The sequence below is a fragment of the Desulfobacter vibrioformis DSM 8776 genome (genome assembly GCF_000745975.1).
Lineage (GTDB): Bacteria > Desulfobacterota > Desulfobacteria > Desulfobacterales > Desulfobacteraceae > Desulfobacter > Desulfobacter vibrioformis.
In genome coordinates this window covers 1-23407 of sequence record NZ_JQKJ01000041.1, presented here as the reverse complement: position 1 = coordinate 23407, position 23407 = coordinate 1, and the positions used below count along the sequence as shown (strand labels likewise).

The following is a 23407-nucleotide window of genomic DNA, read 5'->3' as shown; positions in this document are numbered from 1 at the left end:
TCAATACTTTCATCCATATGGGTCTTGATGAATTCTTCGGCTTTAAGAATGGCCCGCAGCATCCCTTTGGCCTGTTCACGGTGCTCTGCCACCCATTTCCGGGGAACCACGAGCTGGCAGGTCTTCCTGTGAATGGCCGGGTTCTGAAAAATCACATAATCCTCTCCAAGGATCTTTTTTGTTTCCGCAATGGGTACTCCATGCTGCATTGTCGCATGGGCCAGCCCGCGCTCAATGGTGCCTGGAATCTCTTTTTTGCCCACAAAGACTTCTTCGACATCATCTAATGTCAACCCGTTGAACAAGAGAAATTTTTCAAGGTAAAAATGGGCGAATCCGGCTCTGGGCAAGGCGATCTTCTTGCCCTTCAGGTCCGAAATGTTGGTAATGCCCGCACTCTTTCTGGCAAGCAGTTTCATCTGGTTATCAGAATAGGAAAGTGTCCCGATAATAACATGGTCAGATGTGTTAAAATTTGACCGGACAATACGGAGACAGGTGTTACACGTTGCATCGACCTTTCCCTGTAAATACGCCTGGAATTCCAGTCCTGCTATTTTACTCCCCCTTCCCATAGATGTTATTGTTGTATTTATCCCCTGTTCCGTGAAAAATCCTTTCTCCTGGGCAATGTTCACTGTTCCGTCCATTGCGCCCCAACCTGTTGCAATGATTATAGGGGGGCCTTCCGCCATGGCAGGTTGGAAATAAAACGAAACTACAGCAAAAAGAAATACGAAAATAGATGTTTTCATGACCCTTCCTCGCTTCTGAATTTAAATGAAAATGATCCTACCTAAATTCAAAAAACAGATAAAGTCAATAAAAAATATGGTCTTTGCCACTCTATTTCAATAATTAATAACGCGTTGGGATGATTCAGATTTCAATCCGGGTGCCGGTGGCAAACACGTTGATGGGGCGCGCCATTTTGCGGGACATGTAGGCCGGGGCATCCGGACCTGTGCAGTGGCCGGTATAATAGGCTGTGCCACCATAGGATGACAGTTCATGGGTCAGAATATCCAGGCGGCTGTCCGGTTCAGTGACCCGGGTGATTCGGTTATACAGGTGGAATCCGCCGATCACATGGTCAATCTGATCCCGGCCTGTGCGGGTAAGCACCGTATCAATCATATTCCCCATGCCCGAGTGGGCGCACCCGGTAAACAGGACCGACGTGCCGTCTTCCACGATCAGCAGGGCCAGTTCGTGGGAAAATTCATCTTCAATCAGCTGGCCGTTTTCCTGCTGCCTTAAAAGACCTGAATTATCCTGGGGGATAAACCCCTTTTTTGAAAAGCCTGTGATAAGGGTTAACTCACTGGACAAGGCCAGATCCGAATCAATAAATCGGCACCGGCTTTTGTCAATGGCATCGCAATCAAGGCCGATATATCGGGGATCATAATCCAGGTACCGGGCATAGTACCTGCCTTCAATGGCCCCCCGGGTCATGATGATTTCTGCCGTTGAATTGATTTTTTGAAACTGCGGGATGCCGCCGCCATGGTCATAGTGCCCGTGGGACAGCACTGCCATGTCTGTTTTTGCCAGATCTACACCCAACTGTTTTGCATTGTCTGCAAATTTGTTGTCCGGCCCCATATCAAAAAGAATGGACCGGGTGCGTGTGCGGATAAAAAAACTTAAGCCGTGGGCCGGTGCAAGTTGCGGGTCCGTGGTGTTGTTTTCAAGCAGGCAGGTGATCTCCATGGCATATTGCTCCTGTGTTTTTTCAAGTCCCTTAAAGGGCAATATCCTCCAGAACCCGGTCCCTGATATGGGTGCAGACTTTGGTCAGGAACGCTTTGTGGGTGACGCCCATCTTGACCTTGCCGTCCAGGGTGCGCACGGACAATACCTTGTCTTCCTTTTCCTTGTCACCGATGGTGATGATTAAGGGAATATAATTCAGCTGGGCTTCCCTGATTTTCTTTTTAAGGGTCTCGCTTCTGTCATCCACATCGCAGCGGATGTCATGGACCTCCAGCAGATGCTGGACCTCTTTGGCATAGGGGGCCAGTTCCTGGTTGATGGGCAGAACCACGGCCTGGACCGGGGCCAGCCACAGGGGGAAGCGCCCGGCAAAATGCTCCACAAGGATACCGAAGAACCGTTCCATGGAACCGTAGATCACCCGGTGGATCATGATGGGCCGGTGCTTTTCATTGTCCGCGCCCTTGTAGGCCAGGTCAAAACGTTCCGGCAGCGCCATGTCCAGCTGAATCGTGCCGCACTGCCAGGTTCGGCCCAAAGCGTCCTTGATGTGGATGTCTATCTTGGGCCCGTAAAATGCCCCATCCCCTTCATTGATCATGAATTCCCTGCCATAGGCTTCCATGGCATTGCGAAGGCCGTTGGTGGCTGTTTCCCACTGCTCATCCGTGCCGATGGATTTTTCAGGCCTTGTGGACAGCTCCAGGTGAAAGGATAGCCCGAAACGTGCATAGACCCGTTCAGCCAGTTTTAAAACGCCTAACACTTCTTCCTGGATCTGGTCCGGGGTCATGAAAATATGGGCATCGTCCTGGTGAAAGGCCCGGACCCGGAACAGGCCTGACAACGCGCCTGAAAATTCATGGCGGTGTACCAGCCCGATCTCTCCGGCCCGGTGGGGCAGGTCTTTGTAGGAGTGGGATTTTGTTTTGTAAAGGATCATGCCGCCGGGGCAGTTCATGGGCTTGATGGCGTATTCCTCGTCATCAATGGTGGAGGTGTACATGTTTTCCCGGTAGTTTGCCCAGTGCCCGCTTTGCTCCCAAAGTTTTCTGGTCATCATCACAGGGGTTTTGGTTTCCACATACCCGTCTTTTTTATGTTCCATGCGCCAGTAGTCTAACAGCGCGTTCCACATGGCAATGCCTTTGGCGTGGAAAAAGGGCATGCCCGGTGCTTCGTCATGGAAAGAGAACAGATCCAGGCGGGTGCCCAGTTTCCTGTGGTCCCGCTTTTTGGCTTCCTCGATCAGAGTCAGATAGGCGTTGAGCTTTTTTTTGTCAAAAAAGGAGATACCATACAGTCGCTGGAGCTGTTCTCTGGACTGGTCCGCCCGCCAGTAGGCACCGGAGGTTTTTAACAGTTTGACGCCTTTGATCATGCCCGTATTGGGAATATGGGGGCCCCGGCACAGGTCAATGAATTTGCCGTTCCGGTACAAAGAGATCTCTTCGCCCTGGGGCAGCTCGTTGATCAGTTCCACCTTAAAGGGGTTGTCGGCGAAAAGTGCCAACGCCTGTTCCCGGGTGACCACCTGCCGTTCAAAACCGGCCTTGGCTTTGATGATTTTTTTCATCTCAGCTTCGATTTTTTCAAGGTCTGCTTCGCTCACCGGTGCCATGTCAATATCATAATAAAATCCATCCTCCACCACAGGGCCGATGGTCAGCTTGGCGTTCGGGTAGAGATTGAGAACAGCTTCGGCCATGACATGGGCCGAGGAGTGGCGCAGGATATCCAGACCTTTGTCGTCATTGGCTGTGATGAAGCTCACCCCACTGTCCTTTTCAATGACAGCGCCTAAATCAAGGGCTTTCCCCTCTATTTCCATGGCTACGCAGTTGCGGGCAAATCCTTCGGAAATGCTTTTTGCCACTTCCATGCCTGTGGGCGGTGTGTCAAATTCTTTTACTGCATTATCCGGGAACGTAATTTGAATCATTTTTTTGCGTCCTGTTATAAGAAACTAGAGACAAGATACAGGAAACAAGAGGGCGAAGCGCCTGAGGCGCCCCTTTTAACCCGCATTGTTGGTGTCTTTAGTTTCATTGTTCGTTGTGGGCTTGCGGCCCATGTGGGTTTATATGAAAAAGTTTAACCACGGAAATCACAGAAGACACTGAAGATAGAATTCTGTGATTTCCGTGTGTTCTGTGGTCAAAATGTTTTTCATAGTTTGTTGTGTCCGTCAGGTCATAGCCGTTATATATCATGCCCGACCTTGCCCAATTTCCCAAGGCAGCGTATGATCAGACGTTTATGATTAAGCATTGTAATTAAAAGCCATTAAATATAAAAAAAGAATCTTAAAAGAAGTGTTTTAAACAATCAAGGGAAAATTAAGGTGGTTTATCAGTTTGTAACAACGGACACAGAGCTTTCACAAGTATGCCTGAAACTTCAACCCTGTAAGATAATCGGCGTGGATCTGGAAGCCGATTCCATGCACTGTTTTTCAGAAAAGATATGCCTGATCCAGATTGCAGGCCCAAGCCAGGCCTGGCTGGTGGATCCTTTTCTGATCAATGATTTTTCGCCCTTTTCCCGTATCCTTGAAGATCCGAATATTATCAAGGTGTTTCATGGATCAGATTTTGATGTCAGAAGCCTGGACCGGGAATTGTCCGTTGAGATTGAAAACCTGTTTGACACCGAGATCGCCTGCCGGTTTTTAAATATAAAGGAACGGGGCCTGGGCGCACTTTTGAAATCCTTTTTCAATATAGATGTGGATAAAAAATACCAGAAGGTGGACTGGGCAAAACGGCCCTTGAAAGAGGAGATGATTGCCTACGGTGTGGGTGATGTGGCAACGCTTGTGCAACTGCATGACCTTTTAACGGACCGCCTTGAAAAGATCGGCCGCCTGGCCTGGGCCCAGGAGGAGTTTGGCTTGCAGGCCAGGGTAAAATACGAGAGCAATCATCTACGCCCCTTGTTTAAACGGTTCAAGGGGGCGGGCAAACTTGATAACAGAAGCCTTGCTGTGCTGGAGCATCTGTTGGAAGTCCGGATTTGTCAGGCGGAGAAAAAGGATCTGCCACCCTTTAAAATCATGTCCAACCAGTCCATCCTGGCCATGGTTCAGCACAGGCCGACCAGTGTTGAGGCTGTGCTGGCGCATCGGGCATTAAGCCCGAAACAGGCAGGTATGTACGGGCCGTTGTGCGTCAAGGCCATTGAAACCGCCCTTGCCTTACCCCACCGGGAACTGCCTTCTTACCCCAAAACCCGGATGCCCAGGAAAACCTCCCAGGTTCTTGGCCGCATTGATGCATTAAAGAAAATGCGTGAAACCGCTTCCCGGACCCTGGCCATGGAGCCCGGATTTTTGATCAACAACAATATGATTGCCGCTGTGGCAGCGGACAAGCCAGCAAGCCCGGAAGATCTGCTGCAGATTCCGGGTATGCGAAACTGGCAGGTCCAGGCCCTTGGGGATCAGATTATGGATACCCTGTCCCGGGTGCAGTGAGTACAAGAGACTGGAAACAAGAGACAAGAGGGCGAAGCGCCTTTGGCGCCCATTAAGTGAGAAAGAATAAACAATGCGCATCAATTTCTGGAAAATGCACGGTATCGGCAATGATTTTATCATGCTGGATGACCGGGACAAGACCATTGCCGGGCACATAGACTATCCGGAACTGGCTTTGCGCCTGTGTCACCGGCGGTTTGGCATTGGTGCCGACGGCATTATCCTGGCCCGGCATTCCGATACCCATGATATCCGGTTTGTCATCATTAATTCCGATGGGTCTGAACCTGAAATGTGCGGCAACGGCATGCGGTGTTTTGCCAAATATCTTTATGAAAACAATATGCTTGTCAAAGATGAACTCAAGGTTCAGACCCTGGCCGGTACCATGGTGCCCCGGATCGAAAAAAAGCAAGGCGGCCAGGTGATATCCGTATGCGTGGATATGGGCGTGCCAAGGCTTGTCCCCGAACAGATCCCTTTTGTCCATGACGGGGATACGGCCCTGGAGGTGCCCATTGAAACAGGGCAGGGCACAATGTCCGTTTCCTGTGTCTCCATGGGGAATCCCCATGCTGTGATTTTTGTGGATGATTTGTCATTGGTGGACATTGAAACAATTGGCCCCATGGTGGAAAATCACCCTCGTTTTCCCGAAAAAACCAATGTGGAGTTCATTGAAGTCCTTTCTCATACCGCATTAAAAATGCGGGTGTGGGAACGCGGGGCCGGTATAACCCTTGCCTGCGGCACCGGGGCCTGTGCCGCGGCCACGGCCGCTCATCTCACAGGACGGGCAGGGCGTCAGGTGCGTGTTCATCTGGACGGCGGGGCCCTGGATATTTCATGGGATGAATCCAGCGGCCATATTTTTAAGACCGGGCCTGCCCAAACTGTTTTTAAGGGAAATATTGATATTTAGGAGAGAATCTCTTTGTTCTCCCCCAATACTCTCCGGATTTCCAGCGCCATATCGGATTTTAAAACAGGTTTCATCAGAAATCCTTTTATCCCTAGGGCATTTATTTTTTCTCTGTTAATCCGTTCACTGAAGCCGGTAAGCATGATGATCGGGATATCCGGTTTAATGGCCAGCAATTCTTTTGCCAATTGATCACCGGTCATGTTGGGCATGGTCATGTCTGTAACTACCAGATCAAATGAGTCGGCGTTTGTCTTGAACGTTTCAAGGGCGTCAACACTTCCGGTACGGGACGTTACGCGATAGCCAAGCCGTTCAAGCAAGATTTTCAACATCTGAATAATCTGTTCTTCGTCATCAACCAAAAGAATGCGTTCATTGCCGCCCGGTATCATTTGCATGTTTTCTTCGGTTGTGGTTTCGACCGATTTTTCCATCAAAGGAATATAAACATTAAACGTGGTTCCTTGTCCAATTTCACTGTAGACTTTTATCTCTCCGCCATACTTATTGACAATTCCGTGAACAACAGAGAGACCTAAGCCGGTACCTTTGCCGTTCTCCTTGGTGGTAAAGTACGGATCAAATATTTTGTTTATGGTGTCAGGGGCAATACCTTTACCTGTATCCGACACGGTCAGCATCGCGTATCGGCCGGGTTCAAGTGAAAAGGCCGGGATATCCTCCTGACAAAATTGTGTTTCAGATAGTTTTACTGATATTTCTCCATGGCCCGGGGCTATGGCATGATAGGCATTGGTAATAAGGTTCATGGCGATCTGGTGCAGCTGTGTCGGGTTCGCTATTATAAAACCGCATTGGGGATTGATCTCCTGGTGGATTGTTATATCGGTGGGGAGGCTTGACCTGCAGAGATTAAGCACCTCTTTTAAAATACCTTGAAACTGAACCGGCATGGTTTTGTCTTCGGATTGACGGCTGAAGGAAAGGATCTGCTTGACAAGCTCGCTGCCCCTCCTGGCCGCCGTTAAAATTTCCCTGGCATTTTGATATTCGGTGCTGCCTTCGGAAAAATCTTCCATGAGCATTTCTGAAAAGCCGATAATCGGAAAAAGGAGATTGTTGAAATCATGGGCAATGCCGCCGGCCAGGGAACCGATGGATTCCATTTTCTGGGATTGCTGCATCCGTTTTTCCAACTGAATCGTCTCTTCTTCCATCTGCCTGCGGTTGGTGATATCCATGATATTGCCTATTACCTGGACCACCCGCCTGTTTCTGCGAACGGCCTGGGCCATGGTGCGAATCCATTTTTGCCTGCCATTTTCAGTGGTCAGCGCACATTCAAAATCATATGGTTCACCATCTCTGAGACATATCAAAAAGGCATGGCTGACCTTTTTTTGATCATTTGAATCGTAGCAGGGCAGACTGCGCTGAAAGGGATCCGGAATATTGGGGTCAAACATCTTCTGATCAAGTTCATAAATACGGTAAATGCCTTCGGTCCAGGACATCTTTTGCCGGTCCACATCCCATTCCCAGCCACCGGTTTGACTCAACTCTTCCGTGATTTTCAAAAGGGCCTGCTTTTTTATCAGCTCAAATTCCATTTGTTTTCGTTCGCTGATATCCCGTAAAATAAAATTGACCCCCTGCTGGAGACGCCCCTGATCGTCCCTGCCCACGCTCATTGAGAACTCTACCCATATCCGCCGGCCATCGGCAGTCAGCCTTTCGGACTCATAAGCGGGCACTTCCCCGGTTTCATGCACCCGGTGCATCACTTTTTCGTGTTCTGCCAGGCGGTCTTCAGGACAGAAGCGTGTGATGGGCGTGCCCAGGACCGCTTCTGCCCCGCAGCCGAACATTCTTTCCGCGCCGGGGTTGAACACCGTGATTCTGCCCTCGGGGTCAGTGGCCACCACCGCATCAACAGAAGCCGCCAGTACGGCGGCGTATTGACGTTCAACGGTTTTTCGTTGATTTTCGTTTTCAATGGCCCATAGGGCAAAGGCAATGTCGCCTGCCACTTCCTTTATGAGGTCATGTTCTTCAGGGCAGTGGGAAAATTCGATGGGGCAGGACAGACAGAGCCAGCCAAAATTATTGCCAGCGTGATTCAGACTCACAGACAGCCCGGCCCGGCCGGCATACTGGGAGCCCAGCGGACAGTCTTTGCATTGGTCCGGCGGACTGCTTTTTACCTGAATATCACCGGACATGCGGGCTGCTTCGGCACAGGCTGGCATATTTCCGGCGGTCAGGCGCTCGGCCATGGGGGTAAATCCGCCGTTGAATCCTGTATGGTAAAATGGTTCCTTGGGTCGCCCGTCCACCGTCAGAACGATCCATGCATTATGGAACCCCCGGGTTTCCACCAGCAGACGGCAGGCTTCATCCAAAAGGTGATCCGGGTCCTTTTCGCCGACAATGAGCTGGTTAACGTTGCGGATGGCTGCCAGCACACGGTTCTGGTGGTCCAGGCGCATTTGCAGTTCCACATGTCTGCGGTTGAAACGATTCAGTAGGATCCCCATCAACAGCGCCGCGGTCACGTAAAAGGATCGAAAGACCACCTCTTTGGGGTTTGCCCCATGCACGGCTATTTCCCAGAAGGTTTGTCCCTCACGGGGAAAAAAAAAGTAATTCACCAGGACGTCCAGTGTCCACAGGGTCAGTCCGAACAGCAGGACCCCGGCATATATGATCATGGTATCGCCCTGGGTGGACCGTGACGGCAGGCCGAAAAAACGCCGGACAGGTTCCAGGCTGAGCGTCACATAAGCTGCTATCAGAAGAATATAGGCTGTCACCGTTTGTTTGACCGCCACGGTCTGCAGCCAGGCAGGACTCACGTGGTCCCCGGTAGCCAAAGGGTTCCAGGGCGGTGGGTTCAGCGATACAAGCCATTGGAATACCAGCACAAAGCCCAGTTCAATAATGATGCGAAACGGAATTTCCACAGCAAACGAAGACATATACCAGGGATGGCCCTGGGGGCGGTGGTCTGCCCACCAACCGTGCCAGACGATCCATAAGGTGAAGACCGGTACCGAGTAAAGTATCCCCCAGCCGTCCCCGTACCAGAGCCACCACATGGCTTGGCATCCGCCGGCCAGGGCGCAAAGCAGCCCGTAGCGCCAGCCCCAGGCCAGGGCAATGAGCAGGGGAAAAAACAGCCCGGCCAGAATGCTGATTTTATAATCCGGGCTGTTTATAAACTTGATGTCCAAAAAGTTCACACCAAATCCGATTAACCCAAATACAACGGCCACGCCCACCTGGTAGGAACGCATCCCGGGAAATTTAATCCCGGGGTTTTGATTCCAAAAATTGTTTTTGTGTCCATTGTTCATTACGTTTTCTCCGAAAACGGGGAGGATATATGATTCGATAGTGTAGACAACCAAGCACCTAAAGGCAAGTATTTAGCCGAGTCAAGGCGGCCATCTAATCCGCAGCAAAACAGCTTAAAGCGCTTTTTAGGGCAAAAGACAGGTTTTGTTGCTTTATTTTATCCCGGCAGAAAAGTCAAAACACCCTGGATAAAGGCCATGCACAAAATTGCCAGAACAATGCCAAAGCTGATACGGCCCACAACCGGACCTGATAAAGGTGCAGACAACGGATAATAACATAACCCGATTCCGGTACCGGCAAGAAAACCAAACAGATGGGCAGATACATCGGTATGTTCACCGTGGCTGAACATGGCTGTAAGTGTGGCTGCCGCTGCAAAGGGGCCCAGCCATTTGAGTTTTGGAAATATGGAATGGCCAGGATCTGTGTCAATGGTCATGCGCCGGGCCCCCAGAAGGCCTGCTGCGGCCATGACCGCTGTGGAGGCGCCGATGGAGAGCCTTAAATCCCGGCCCAAACTTTCAGATATCAGATTGCCGGCCGTGCCTGCGGCCAAAAGCAGTAAAAGGCCCTGTCCGTAACCGGTCACACGCAGTAACGGGCCAGCAAGTACAAGTATTCCGGCCATATTTCCCAGGAGATGGGCTGTATCGCTGTGCAGAAACAGGGCTGTCACAGCTCTGAAACTTTGCCCCTGGCTCAGATAGTACGAAGACGAACCAAAGTTCAGAATCGCTTGTTTGTGCAGGCCCCTGGTGATGATGATGTAATGGATGGCTGCCAGAAAAAAGGCCAGTGCCAGGGCCGATGGGGAGAAAAAAATTCTGGCCGGCACAGGGGTGGCAGGCCTGGGGACCAGCTTGTTCTCCCTTGCGTATTTTTTCAGTTGCTGCCGGGCCTTAAAAACATCGTCATCGGACACAAGGATGTTGCACAATCCGTCAGGACTTGTATCAATGACCGCCCTGACAGACTGGGAAGCCAGGACCACCAGGATAATATCAGCCTGCTTTCTGCTGTTTTCATTGTGTATACGGGTCGTGAAGATCGATTTCATTTTTTCCTTGCCGGATGTGATTATTTCTGGCTGAATATAGCCCATGCCATAAAAAGAATAAAGGAGCCTTAAATGAAGATCATTCGTTTTATTACCCAGCAGGGTAAAGAAGTCATGGGGTGCGACTGGGACGGACAAACGGCGTGTCTGGTGGAACAGTCTGAGGACAAAAGTTTCAGCAATACCGGTGAACGGGTGGATGTTGTGAAACTTCTGCCTCCGGTGGCGCCGTCTGCCATTATCTGCATCGGTATAAATTACCGGCGGCATGCAGAAGAGACCGGCCAGGAAATCCCAAAATATCCGGCTGTATTCATGAAATATCCCGGGTCCCTGGCAGGGCACAAGGATGCCATCGTGATCCCAAAATGTGCGTCAGATCCGCCCGAGGTGGATTACGAGGCCGAGCTTGGGGTGATCATTAAAACTGCCGCTAGAAATGTTCCCGAGGATAAGGCCTTGGATTATGTGCTTGGCTATACCTGCACCAATGACGTCTCTGCCCGGCGGTGGCAGAAACATGCCGGTGCATTCCAGTGGACCAGGGGAAAAAGCTATGATACCTTTTGCCCCTGTGGACCGGTCATGACCACGGCAGACGAAATTACAGATCCCCAGAATCTTGCCATCAAGTGCCGCCTGAACGGTGAAGTCATGCAGAACAGCAACACCAGCGACATGGTATTCAGTATAGCGAATATGATTTCCTACCTGTCCCAGTCTTCCACGCTTTTACCCGGCACCCTGATCCTGACCGGTACGCCCGAAGGGGTGGGCTTTACCCGCAAACCCCGTGTGTATCTGGCACCAGGCGATCGGATTGAGGTTGAAATTGAAGGCATTGGCGTGCTTGAGAATCCTGTGGAAAAAGAGCGGTAAAAAGGATGTCCCCCCGGGTGTGTTACCCGGGGGGACAGGAGAGAAGGGAGTTGATGGAAGGATATGTGGTTGAGCGGTGGGTATTCGTTATTTTTCGGAGGGGGGTTCATCTTGGGGATCGTCAAATCCCAGGCCCGGGCTACCATTAAATCCGGTGCCCCTGCCAAATCCATGATGGCCAGGGCCGTTACCCCGGAAGCCGTATCCCATACCAGAACCGTTAAATCCTGGGCCCATTCCCATGGGCATATATTTTAATTCAGGAGATATTTTTCTGGCATCCAGGGCAAAGTCCATGCGTTTAACATCCAGATCTTTTGCTAAATCGGCTTTTTCCATGATCATGGATTTGAGTTTTGCCGGATCAGGATTAGATGTTTCCATGTACATGCGGATCTGCTGATCCAGGTTCATCAGGTCCGCACGCATCTCATAGGTGTCATCAATAAATTTTTGATGCAGATCGCGAAGCTGGTTCTGTTGTTCATCGGTCAGGTTCATGCACGCCAGGGGCCTGGCCTGCCTTACGTCCTTGCCTTTTTTGGGGGGGCTTGCAAATGCACTGGCGGAAAAGGTGCATGTGATAACCAGGATGGTTAATGTGGCTAATGTTTTTTTCATACTGTCTCCTTGTGGCCCTTGGTGTATGTTCTGTGATTCGTGTTTTATGTTCCTAAGCTTATGATCCTTGTTGCTGAACTGTATTGCCAAGTATAGATAGCAAATGGCGTGCCACATGTCTTAAAATTCATTGAAACCGTTTCGTATCAGGCCTTTCTGAGCTAAGTGTAATATCAGGATTTTTTTAAAAAACAGATATAGTGTATATTTTTTACCCAGATAGGGGTATACAATTGGGTAAAAAATATACTGTTTATACCTCTGTGTTAACCTAAATGAATAGATTTAAATTAAATATTCCCCGGAAAATGCCGGATCTGGTGCCGCCTCTGATTATGGTGGGGGTCCTGGTTGTGCTGTTGCCGGTGTTTATCCTGATGACCCTGGACCGGGTTAAAAAACAGGATGAGTTTATCCGGGAGCGGTTTTTAATCACAGGCACCTCTTTAATCCGCACATTTGAAGCAGGTACCCGGATTGGTATGGGATCCATGCAGTGGGGCACCGAAAGAATTCAGTCCATGCTGGAGGAAACCGCAGGTCAGCCCGATGTTGCCTATATTATGATCACCGATGCCATGGGAAAGATCATCGCCCATTCCGATGCCGCCATGGTGGGTAAAATTTATGACAGATGGGCAGACCTTGGCCCGTTGCCCAGGGATCCCCACCTGATCTCCAGCCGTTCCCTGAACACACCGGATGGGCCGGTTCTGGAAGTGGCCAAGCGTTTTGTGGCGTTTAATCCTAGGTTCAGAGGTCGAAGACGGGGACCCGGCACCGATCCCGGCTACGGCTACGGCCACGAAAGGATGCCGCCCGTACCGCCAGGCGCTGAACGATTGGCCAGGTCAGCTTTCGGCGAATTTGGGCAGACCGATCTCTATATTTTTGCCGGCATGTCCATGACCGGGGTGCAGGCAGCCCAGGCCCGGGGATTTAAGAACATTGTGATCAAAGGGCTTTTGTTTTTTGTTTTCTGCTGTTCCGGAATTATTGCCCTGTTTGCCCTCCAGGCTTACAGGGCTGCCCAGTTATCCCTGGAACAGGTCAAGGCGTTTTCCGACAATGTGGTCCAGAATATGCCCTCGGGCCTGATCACTTTGGATCCAAAGTTTAATGTGACTTCAGCCAACCGGGCAGCGGAAAAGATCCTGGGAGAAATTCCTGAAAAAGCCTGTCCCCAGATGGCTGCCATGGCTGCAAGGCTTTCGGCTTCAGGCGGTGCCGTGTCCGGGGAAGTGGCTTTGAACCGCAAAGAAAACGGCGATCTTCGACTGGATATGACCATTTCGGCCATCCCGGCAGACGAAGGCCAGGTCCAGGGCTTTGTCCTTTTATTCAGGGATCTGACCCAGATCCGGGAGTTGAAAAAACAGGTGGAAACCAACCGGCATTTAGCTGCCATAGGCAAACTTGCCGCAGGTGTGGCCCATGAAATCAGAAATCCGTTAAGCTCCATCAAAGGCTTTGCCACCTATTTTGCCCGGCAGTATGAAAATGAACCCGAGGATGTGGAGATCGCAAAAATCATGGTCCAGGAAGTGGAGCGGATGAACCGCTCCATCACCCAGTTGCTGGAATTTGCCAAGCCCATGGCCGTGGAGATCAAGCAGACCCGGATCGAACCCCTTATCCGGCACTCCCTTAAACTGGTTTCCCATGATCTTGGAAAAAAAAAGATCCGTGTTAAAGCAGATATCCGTACCAGAAGAGAAACCATTCATACGGATCCGGAACGGATCTGCCAGGTGTTGCTGAATCTGTACATGAATGCGTTAAATGCCATGGACAGCAACGGGGTTCTTGAAGTTGGCGTGGCTGATGCGGAAGAACATCTTGAGATCCGGGTGGCGGACAACGGCTGCGGGATCCAGGCAAAAAATCTTGAAAAAATATTTGACCCCTATTTTACCACCCGGGCCAAGGGAACAGGTCTCGGGCTGTCCATCGTTCACAGGATTGTTGAGAATCTCAAAGGTGAGATCCGGGTGGAAAGCGGGCCCTCAAGAGGCACTGCGTTTTATATCACCCTGCCTGATCATGAAACAGCCATGGCAGTAACTGGCAATGAGACAATAGAATAAAATCAAGGACTTTTTGATGAGCGATAAGACCGTGCTGGTGGTGGATGACGATACAGCCCATGCCACCATGCTTAAAACCCTGATGAAAGGGTGGGGATATGCCGTGCAGGTTGCCCCGGACGGAGATGAAGGTGTAAAAGCGGTGACAAACAGCCCCTTTGACCTGGTGCTCATGGATATGAAAATGGTGAAAATGTCCGGTATGGACGCCCTGGCCAAAATTCATGCCTTTAATCCGGCCCTTCCCGTGATCATCATGACCGCCTATTCCTCGGTGGACACGGCTGTCCAGGCCCTGAAAATCGGGGCCTATGATTACCTGACCAAACCCCTTGATTTTGACAGGCTTAAACTCACCGTGGACCGGGTGTTTGAACGTCTTCACCTGAAGAACGAGAACCAGGATCTGAAAAAACGATTGGAAACCAGCACCTTTCACCACGATATCCTGGGCAAGAGCCCTGCCATGAAAGCGTTGCTGGATACCATACACATGGTGGCACCCACCGATGCCAATGTGCTTGTCACAGGGGAATCCGGCACAGGAAAGGAACTTGTGTCCGCTGCCCTTCACAATAACAGCATGAGAAGGAAGCATCCCTATATCCGGATCAACTGTGCAGCCATCACCGAAACCCTTCTGGAATCCGAACTGTTCGGCCATGAGCGTGGCGCATTCACAGGGGCTGACAAAAACCGAAAAGGCAAATTTCTTCTGGCGGACAAGGGCAGTATCTTGCTGGATGAAATCGGCGAGATGAGTCTTGCCATGCAGGCAAAGCTGCTGCGGGTGATCCAGGAAAAAGAGATTGCACCCGTGGGTTCGGAAAAGACCCTTGCCGTGGATGCCAGGGTGATTGCCGCCACAAACAGGGATTTAAAAGCCATGTCCGCCGAAAAAACGTTCAGGGAAGACCTTTACTACCGGCTTAATGTGGTACACATTGACATTCCGCCGTTGCGCCGGCGTCCCGAGGATATCCCGGAACTTGCCATGCACTTTCTGGATGAGTTTTCCCTGAAAAACCGCAGGGAGATCAAGGGGTTCTCTCCCAATGCCATGGATACCCTGATCCGGTATGAGTGGCCCGGCAATGTCCGTGAACTGATGAACGCCGTGGAGCGCGGTGTGGTCATGGCCAGAACCGATTACCTCTGCAGGTCTGATCTCTCTTTTATTTTAGATGATGAACCTGAACAGATAAGGGGTGCAGCGCTGAATCTTGAAAATATCACCCTGTCCAAGGTGGAGGAACGGGCCATTTTATCCACCCTGGCTGCGGCCCAGGGCAATAAAAGCGAAGCTGCCCGACGACTTGGCATTACCCGGAAAACATTGCTTAAAAAACTCAAACAATACGGGGATGAGGCGGACGGATTGACTGGCCCGTAAAAGAGGGCAGGGCAGGATCGGTTTAGAACCGTTCAATCAGTTTATTTATAAAGTAGGTGCTTTCACGCAGGGCCTGGTTGCCGAAAGGCCCGAACCATTCAGCGATCTGGTTAAATTCTTTGATGAACGCGTCCTTATCTCCGGATTCAAGCATATCAAGGAACTGGGTCAAGGACTGAACAAATGTTTTTAAAAGCTGGCGCCGCTCAGGTGTGGCAAAGATGATTTCAGCGTACAGATCAGGGTCCTGGGCAAAAAGCCTGCCCACCATGCCCAGCTCCAGGCGGTAGATCGGGCTGGAGAATTCAAGGGTACGTTTAATGGGTATACCCTGGCGGTAAAGAAAACTGCCGAAACTGAACGTGGCAAAATGCCGAAGAGCCTGGACAATTTCCATGACCTGGTCATGTTCCCGGGCACTTGTTTCCACAACCACGGCACCCCAGGCAACCAGCTGGTCAATCACCCACTGGCAGGCATCATCTTTCTGTCCGGAGCATGCCGCGATGATCTGCTTGTCCAGGTTGTTCGTGGTGGGGCCGAAAAGGGGGTGCAGGCCCAGTACAGGACCCGTGTGTGCCCGGCACATGGCTTCAAGGGGGAGTGTTTTGACCGAAGTCAGATCTGTGAGCACCGCATCCGGCCGCATCAGCGGGGCCAGGGCGTCAATGACTTTAACCGTAACGTTAATGGGAACACAGACAATGACAAGGTCTGCGTTTTTACACAGGGCCTGGGCACGGTCCCAGTCATCTTTATCCAGGATATCCACCGGATAGCCGGTGTCGGTGAAAAACCGGACAAACAGACGGCCCATCTCTCCGGCACCGCCCACAACAAGTATCCTTGCCTGGGGCCGGATCAAACTGGTTTTGGACACACGGGTCTGACTCTTTCTGGACTGGTGCATGATCGTTCTGTAAAGATTTTCCACCAAATCAGGGTCCACATCCATGTCCGAGGCTTTTCCCCGCAGGCGGGATATCACGTCTTCCTCCCGGGCCGGATGGTAAATGGGCACCTTGTGCTCTTTTTTTACCGCCACGATTTTTTCCACCTGTTCCCGGCGCTTGCTTAATAAGGAGATAATCCGGGCATCAATGGCGTCAATTTCATCCCGAATGGGTTTGATTTGCTGTGCAAAAGAGGCGTTGTCTTTGGTCATGATTTATGGTCTTATCGCAGTTTGTGTTTATGGTAATGGGTTAACACGGCCCACAGTATCATCAGTCAGTGAGTTCTGGCAATATAAACTCTTGGCTGTTTTTTTAATGCAAAGATCCTGATCCGGGGCATTTTTTTAGCGGTTCTCCCGTAAAAATCTTATTGTCTGGTGGCCGCAAGCCTGATGCCCAAGGCGGCAAAGGTCAGGGCAAAAGAGCGCTGTATCCGGACAAGTACCCTGGGTGAATTGGTGATGTACCGGCTCACTCCGTTTGCAGCCAGACCGTACAGGATAAATACAATTAAGGTCATTGCCATGAACAGAAGACTTAAAACCATGAATTGAAAAAGTGCCGGACCTGCTTCAGGGGATATAAAATGGGGCAGAAAAGCCAGGAAAAATATGGACAGTTTCGGGTTTAAGATATTGATCAGAATGCCCCTTGCCGCGATTCGTCCCAGGCTGTTTGCCTGTGATGGCGATTTAATCCGGATCATGCCTGTGTCGTGCCACATGGCCCATGCCAGGTACAGCAGGTACAATGCGCCGGCATATTTTATTGCCTGAAACATCAGCGCAGATGTGTGAAGAATTGCGGAAAGCCCCAGGACAGAGGCCGCCAGGTGAGGAATGATACCTGCCGTGCATCCGCAGGCTGCTGCCATGCCGGCCCGCTTCCCAAGAAAAAGTCCGTTGGAAACCGTGTAGATTACCCCGGTTCCCGGCATCAGCACGACGATGAAAGATGTCATTAAAAACTGCGCAGATATCATATTGCCTCCCATTGCGGATGTGAATAGTTTTATTATTAAATTCAGAAATAGTGCGGTAATAAAATATGATGTAAAATGACCGCCGTCAACAACATAGTCTAAGCTTATAATCCGTCCAGAGGGCTTTTCACGCCTTTTCCCCCGCGGTTGAGCACATGTGTATAAATCATGGTTGTGGAGACATCTGCATGGCCGAGCAGTTCCTGTACCGTCCGGATATCATAACCGCTTTCCAGAAGATGTGTGGCAAAACTGTGCCGCAGGGCGTGGCAATTTACTTTTTTGGGAATACTGGCCTTCAGGGCCGCCGTTTTTATGGCTTTTTGAAGACCATTCTCGTGGATATGGTGACGGCGGGTCTTACCGCTTCTTGGGTCAACTGAAAGCCGGCCGCTGGGAAACACATACTGCCATCCCCACTCTTTTGCGCCATTGGGGGATTTTTGATCAAAGGCATTGGGAAGGTATGTCTCACCAAATCCTTTTTCCAGATCTGTGTCATGAATCTTACGCACCGCTTCAAGGTGGACTTTAAGCTCGTTTAAAAGCCGTTCAGGCAAGGGGACCACACGATCTTTTTTCCCTTTTCCGTCCCTGATCACGATCTGCTGGTATCCGAAATCAATATCCTGAACCCTGAGTCTGACACAATCCATCAACCGCATACCCGTACCATAAAGCAGGGAAGCCATCAGCTTTTGCCTGCCATCCATCTGGTCGAGAATTTTTGTGACCTCGCTTTGGGTTAAAACCACGGGCAGGCGCCTGGGGCGTTTAGCGCGTGCAAAATCCCCAATGTTACCCAGGGGCTGTTTCAGCACCTTGTCATAGAAGAAGACCAAAGCATTCAACGCCTGATTCTGGGTGCTTTCCGCAACATTCCGCTGAACGGCAAGATGCTGCAGAAAACTGACAACCTCACCGCTGCCAAGCGTTTCAGGTTCCTGGTTTCCGCAAAAGGAGATAAAACGCGTCACCCATGATTCATAAGACTGTTCGGTTCTTATGGAGTACCTTCTTGTCCGTAACTCCACTAATAGCTGCTCCAGGATATCTGTATGAAGTTTTCGAACGGCGGTAAGTTTTGAGCGCTTTATATTTGACAGGTGATCAATCGTTTTTTTAACCGCCGTACCGGCGGCAACCGTGGGATGCGATTCTGTCAGGGACGCGGCTGAATCCATCCAGAATTTCCAGTCCACTTCGGGTAGCCAGGTTACGCCAAGCATGACAAACAGATTCTGTATAGCATCCACAATCTGCCTGAACTGCCAGTCCTCAATTTGGCCTGCTCTTCCCTGTTGTTCCAGATAGGCGACCACCTCTTCCGGGCCGTGTTCCGCCAGACGCTTGTCAGGGAATGCCTTGATATACTGCTCGGCTCTGATTACATGCCACCTGATAACATTGGCTTTGATACCAATATGTTCCAGGCGGTTTATGTAATTATCCCAAAATCTTTTAATTTCGTTTTCTTGTGTTGATTTCTGTTGATTCATGTGATACGAACCCATTATATTTCTGGGGTAATAGTTATTGTGTACAATAATACACAAATGTTTCAATAAATACAATAGGCAGAATCCGTCTATCACCATATTGGCCCATTCTGTCTATTTCACTGTTCGCTTTCAAAAAATGGAAATGAATAGGCTGAATGAAGCCTGGATAAAGAGACGAAAAAAGGACTTTGATACCAGATTTTATAAAAAAATAGGCTGCTTGATACTTGGTCCATAAAGGAAAGCTCTCGGCTTGTTGACACATTATCATGGGCCTTTACCAAACGTGTTCAAGGCAGGCAGCCTAACTGGCTTTAAGAAACATTTTCATAGGGCCTTCCGAAAGGATTCTGGCCCTTTGATTGATGGATGACTTGACCGTCCAAAAAATTATAAGGGAACTTGATCTTTGGTTGGTAAAGGCAGCGGAATAAGCAGCTTGACAAGTTTTGAAATGTTTTTCTGGAAGGAATTGGTTTTATAAAGGGCGAGTACCATTTGGGCCGATTTCCAAAAATATCCTTGGCGAGGCTGAGCAGAGTACAGAATTTTGCACAGCCTTCCATAATCGTCCTCAAAGCAACATGGAAAAAATTTTGAACTTTATACCAAGCGAACAAAACGTTGGAGAGGGACCAGGCTTACTGCGCGGCCTTTCGGAATCCCCTGGTTCAGGAAAATTTATCTTTTTATCGGAGCTTTTGGGGTTTAAAAGCCTGGCCCCTCAACTCCCCGTTCGCTTTTCAAAAAGGATACGCAATGAAAAATTTACGAAATGAAAGAGGACTAATCCCAATACCGGTCATTATAGCTATTGCTATTGTATCATTATTTTGCGGTGCTGGTTTGGTAGTATGGTTATCTGGTTCTGCTAAAATGGGAATTACATTATTTGTTTTCGGCGTTATTTGTGGTTTAGTTGTGCTCCCTAATTTACAAAAAATTATCAAGTGGGGAAAGAGTGTTAAAAACGAATTCAAAAAATAAAAACACATCCAGTATTGTTGTATGTTTTTTACTGCTATTCTTAACCTCCTGCGCTTCAAGCGAAGAAAAATTAACAGGTTTAGGTTTTTTTATATTAATTTTGTTTCTTTTGTGTTGGGGTGCATCCATCTTTCTTCCCAAAGTACAAGAAAACAAAAAAATCAAAGCAGTTATTTCCAAATCAAAACAACCAACAAAAGTAGTGGCCAATATTTTAATATGTATTTTTGCTATATTGTCACTATTGTTTGTTTTTACAAGCGACGGCATTTTTATTCTTTTAGGCGCTGCTTGTGGTATCGGTATCATAGGACTGTATTATTTGAAAAAATGGGCCGATTCTACAGAAAGCAAAAATAAAATTGAATTAAAAATGGTTGCACTTTCAATTAGTTTTATTATTGCATTAGTTTGGCTTGTTTTTTTTGGCTCCAGCTTACTTCGGCTATGAAAAGAAGCGAACAAAACGCTGGAGAGGGACCAGGCTTACAGAGCGGCCTTTCGGAAGTGTCTGGTTCAGGGAAATTTATCTTTTTATCGGAGCTTTTTGGGTTTAAAAGCCTGGCCCCTCAGCTCCCCGTTCGCCTTATAGAACGCTGCAAAAAGCAAATGCCCAAAGGGGCTGGAGCATGAAGTAACGAATGAAAAGATCGAAACCATTCAAACCGAACTCGAATGCTCTAACCAAAAGGGTAGAGTTCTTGAAAGGCTACAGCATGGTCCATTAGGTGAAAGATGGACGGCAGTTGCTCTCTGGTGACAAAAAACGGACCTGATCATAACTTCGGCCACTTTGTGCTCATTTTTTCAGAGTTTGAAAAATAATGCCGGAATTACAAGCAGTTGAGAGTGGCCTGAATCGGCTTTGATCATGAATGGCCCATTTTATGACCAACCCACAAAGAACAAGCAGCCTGTATCGCAGGCTAATCGGACAGGTAACTGTTGTTGTGATTGAATGGCTCCGACTGCTGATGGCATCAATGTGACCATGGCTGCTGAGATGCAACAGGGATCAATGCGGATGTCACGCAGATCGCTAAACGGCTTCTTGACATTGCCGGGATAGGGGGCAGCAGAAAAATTGCGAATGCGGTTACAGCCCTCCTTTTGGAAAGGTGTTCTGCGATGAAGCTCCCCTCTGCTGATCTCTGAAGGGGAGATCACATGTCGAACAAAACGCTGGAGAGGGACCGGGCTACCTGCGCGGCGTTTTGGAAAGTATGTGGTTCAGGAAATTTTACCTTTTATCGGAGCTTTTGGGGTTTAAAGCCCGGCCCCTCAGCTCCCCGTTAGCCTCAAACAAAAATCATGACAGATTCCATAACTAAAATAAAAGAAATAACAGCTTCAAAAGCTCCCATGAACTTGCTTCTGCAAGCAGATCCTTCAATAAAGAACGTAGAATACTATTTGAGGCAATCAAAATGCTTTATTGTGACATTGGAAGATCAAATTGTTGGAGCATGCGTTGTTAAACCAATTTCTGAAAATACGCATGAATTGATGAACATCTCAGTTGACCCTGAATATCAAAAAATTGGTATCGGAAGAAAATTGCTTCAATATGTGATCGCCGCCACTCGCGAAGCTAAGGTGAGACGGTTGGAAGTAGGAACCGGAACATTTGGATATCAGTTGGCCTTTTATCAACGAGAAGGATTTCGAGTATACTCAATTGAAAAAGACTTCTTTCTGGTTAATTATGAAGAACCAATCTATGAAGATGGGATTCAGCTTAAGGATATGCTTAGGCTAATGTTGGAATTTGAAGGAGACTAAGAACAAAAAGGCTAACAAAACGCTGCAGCTGACCGGGGGGAGCTAGCGGCTCTTTGAACGTGCTTGGTTTTAGAAAAAAACTTGGCTTTTAGAACGTGCTCGGCTATATGCCCCCCGGCCAGCTGAGCTCCCCGTTGGGCCTTATATTGCTGGCAGCTGGCAATCAACGGCATGTTATCGGAGCGTATGGGTTCGCGTTACTGTAGCAGGAAAACATGATTATGTGATAATGCTGATATTGATTTCCATGCACTGAATCGTATTGATGAGTCTTCCGGTGGTATATTTCGGTCAATATTGAGCTTGTCGACGGCGATGTTGAACCTTTGTCATCATATTAGACATTATACCGATTTTGACTAAGTGTCTGATTTTATTGGATCCTTGAAAGTCAGCTTTTCAGTAAAATCAATAGGTTACGGAAAATCGGTATAATGTCTATTAAATTGATAAATCGAAGGAAGTGTAATCGAAAAGGCGGAGCTATAGCTGCTTGCAGCCTTAAATACAAAAATATGGTATGAAAGGGCAGGGTGCTTGTGATACATTCCGGTACTCAACCGTTGCTCAGGGTGATTGAAGAAAGGTCGTTGCCGAATACAACGTTTGGAAGCGTACTGCTACTCAATCTCCCCGGATTGTTTATCGCGCACATGATTATAAACTTGCATTATTGTCATACCCGGAAGTAAACAACGACTATGATTATCGTTTCGCCCAATACTGCAAACGGGTTTGATTCAGAGAAGAGGCTATGTAAATTCAGCATACGTTCATGTACCTTGGAGCTGGCCCAAACGAGGATCAAAGCTGGTGGATTCTTAAAAAGAACGGCATCCTTCATATCACCCCAAAAGTACTTTACACTTTTTGGGGAATGATTCCCCAAAAATAGGGGTGCTTGCTCCAAAACTGTAGAAGGGTGCCATTTTGCCCAACAAAACGCTGGAGAGGGACCAGGCTTACTGCGCGGCCTTTCGGGAGTGCCTGGTTCAGGGAAATTTAACCTTTTATCGGAGCTTTTAGGGTTCAAAAGCCTGGCCCCTCAGCTCCCCGTTATATTTCAACTGTCTGATAATTTTAACTTGAATTAAAATTAAAGGATGCTTATGAGAATAAATGACGACCATATGTATCATGGTGCAGCATTGACTCAGATTGCTGAACATGAACTGTTCACCTCAATAAATGCAGTCCGTTTTAGTGACCGTATTTCACGTAGCGCTTTTCGAATCAACGAAACAATTGGAATTTATTTGAAATACGCAAGTAAACCATCTGGTCTTGATTACACAATTACGTTTTCAAGTGAAAACAAACAAGAAATCAAGAAACTCTGCAAAATTTGCAATAGTGTTTTCATCGCAATGGTTTGTGTTCAAGAACGACAAATATGTTGTTTAACAGAAAAAGAATTAGACGACTGGTTTATAAAGCGGAATTCTAAATTGGGAAATGATGAAGACATTTCAACAATTCTAGTTAATCTTCCAAAAGGAAAATCATTTAGAGTAAACATGAATCTTCCTGGCCGTCGTAAACGATATTTAGACACTGCTCAGCTTATACCCCGAAAGAGATTTCCAGATATTTTGTTTAAATAAAAATATAACGAATAAGGATAGATCGTGTGAGGAACGAACCACGATCTTATCCGATTGTTGAACAAGCCCGGCCAAAATGAGCCGGGTTTTCCATATATATGAAAATATCTTTTT

At 48.6% G+C, this 23407-nt stretch carries 18 protein-coding genes; 9 read left to right on the top strand and 9 right to left on the bottom strand.

Going from position 1 to position 23407, the window contains the following annotated elements; genetic code table 11:
- The 3 genes from Q366_RS17675 to thrS form a co-directional block, all read right to left on the bottom strand.
- Positions 1–755, bottom strand: a 755-nt coding sequence (locus tag Q366_RS17675) for an ABC transporter substrate-binding protein (RefSeq protein ID WP_035241607.1), incomplete at its 3' end; no start/stop codon positions are given.
- A 124-nt stretch (positions 756–879) separates the two neighbouring features.
- Positions 880–1716, bottom strand: coding sequence for an MBL fold metallo-hydrolase (locus Q366_RS17670; RefSeq protein WP_035241627.1), 837 nt, complete (start codon positions 1714–1716; stop codon positions 880–882).
- A gap of 31 nt (positions 1717–1747) precedes the next feature.
- Entirely contained in the window at positions 1748–3661 is a 1914-nt protein-coding gene (gene thrS / locus Q366_RS17665; protein WP_035241604.1) for a threonine--tRNA ligase, read from the bottom strand.
- 402 nt (positions 3662–4063) lie between these two features.
- Between thrS and Q366_RS17660 the strand changes: the two genes are divergently transcribed.
- Both Q366_RS17660 and dapF read left to right on the top strand, forming a co-directional pair.
- On the top strand, positions 4064–5194 hold the full coding sequence (locus Q366_RS17660; protein ID WP_035241601.1) for a ribonuclease D: 1131 nt from the start codon (positions 4064–4066) through the stop codon (positions 5192–5194).
- 73 nt (positions 5195–5267) lie between these two features.
- A complete protein-coding gene (dapF, locus tag Q366_RS17655; protein WP_084691893.1) occupies positions 5268–6119 on the top strand; it encodes a diaminopimelate epimerase in 852 nt (283 codons plus the stop codon).
- On the opposite strand, the gene Q366_RS20515 is transcribed toward dapF, so the two are convergent.
- Positions 6116–9439 (bottom strand): hybrid sensor histidine kinase/response regulator, encoded by a 3324-nt coding sequence (locus tag Q366_RS20515; protein WP_051958137.1) that lies wholly within the window; start codon positions 9437–9439, stop codon positions 6116–6118. The genes dapF and Q366_RS20515 overlap by 4 nt on opposite strands.
- 158 nt (positions 9440–9597) lie before the next feature.
- Positions 9598–10500 carry a rhomboid family intramembrane serine protease gene (locus Q366_RS20510; protein ID WP_169742989.1) on the bottom strand — a complete coding sequence of 301 codons (903 nt, stop codon included), beginning with the start codon at positions 10498–10500 and terminating at the stop codon, positions 9598–9600.
- 72 nt (positions 10501–10572) lie between these two features.
- Between Q366_RS20510 and Q366_RS17640 the strand changes: the two genes are divergently transcribed.
- Positions 10573–11379, top strand: a complete 807-nt coding sequence (locus Q366_RS17640; protein WP_035241598.1) for a fumarylacetoacetate hydrolase family protein — start codon at positions 10573–10575, stop codon at positions 11377–11379.
- A gap of 87 nt (positions 11380–11466) precedes the next feature.
- Here the strand turns inward: Q366_RS17640 and Q366_RS17635 are convergent, their stop codons facing one another.
- Positions 11467–12000, bottom strand: a complete 534-nt coding sequence (locus Q366_RS17635) for a periplasmic heavy metal sensor (protein WP_035241595.1) — start codon at positions 11998–12000, stop codon at positions 11467–11469.
- 275 nt (positions 12001–12275) lie between these two features.
- Between Q366_RS17635 and Q366_RS17630 the strand changes: the two genes are divergently transcribed.
- Entirely contained in the window at positions 12276–14087 is a 1812-nt protein-coding gene (locus Q366_RS17630) for a two-component system sensor histidine kinase NtrB (protein ID WP_035241592.1), read from the top strand.
- Between the two features lie 16 nt (positions 14088–14103).
- A complete protein-coding gene (locus Q366_RS17625; RefSeq protein ID WP_035241589.1) occupies positions 14104–15480 on the top strand; it encodes a sigma-54-dependent transcriptional regulator in 1377 nt (458 codons plus the stop codon).
- 22 nt (positions 15481–15502) lie between these two features.
- Here the strand turns inward: Q366_RS17625 and tyrA are convergent, their stop codons facing one another.
- The 3 genes from tyrA to Q366_RS17610 form a co-directional block, all read right to left on the bottom strand.
- Positions 15503–16645, bottom strand: coding sequence for a bifunctional chorismate mutase/prephenate dehydrogenase (gene tyrA, locus Q366_RS17620; protein WP_035241586.1), 1143 nt, complete (start codon positions 16643–16645; stop codon positions 15503–15505).
- A gap of 158 nt (positions 16646–16803) precedes the next feature.
- Positions 16804–17418, bottom strand: coding sequence for a LysE family translocator (locus Q366_RS17615; protein WP_035241583.1), 615 nt, complete (start codon positions 17416–17418; stop codon positions 16804–16806).
- Positions 17419–17522: 104 nt separating this feature from the next.
- Positions 17523–18602: an integron integrase gene (locus tag Q366_RS17610; protein ID WP_425388334.1), complete on the bottom strand. Its 1080-nt coding sequence runs from the start codon at positions 18600–18602 to the stop codon at positions 17523–17525.
- A gap of 1077 nt (positions 18603–19679) precedes the next feature.
- On the opposite strand from Q366_RS17610, the gene Q366_RS21415 reads away from it, so the two are divergent.
- From Q366_RS21415 to Q366_RS17585, 4 genes are all read left to right on the top strand, one after another.
- Positions 19680–19907 carry a hypothetical protein gene (locus Q366_RS21415; protein WP_156968219.1) on the top strand — a complete coding sequence of 76 codons (228 nt, stop codon included), beginning with the start codon at positions 19680–19682 and terminating at the stop codon, positions 19905–19907.
- On the top strand, positions 19882–20358 hold the full coding sequence (locus tag Q366_RS17595) for a hypothetical protein (RefSeq protein ID WP_035241574.1): 477 nt from the start codon (positions 19882–19884) through the stop codon (positions 20356–20358). Before Q366_RS21415 ends, Q366_RS17595 begins: the two co-directional genes overlap by 26 nt.
- An 860-nt stretch (positions 20359–21218) precedes the next feature.
- Positions 21219–21689 (top strand): GNAT family N-acetyltransferase, encoded by a 471-nt coding sequence (locus Q366_RS17590; protein ID WP_084691891.1) that lies wholly within the window; start codon positions 21219–21221, stop codon positions 21687–21689.
- 1109 nt (positions 21690–22798) lie between these two features.
- Positions 22799–23293, top strand: coding sequence for a hypothetical protein (locus Q366_RS17585; protein WP_035241571.1), 495 nt, complete (start codon positions 22799–22801; stop codon positions 23291–23293).
- Positions 23294–23407: the final 114 nt, after the last annotated feature.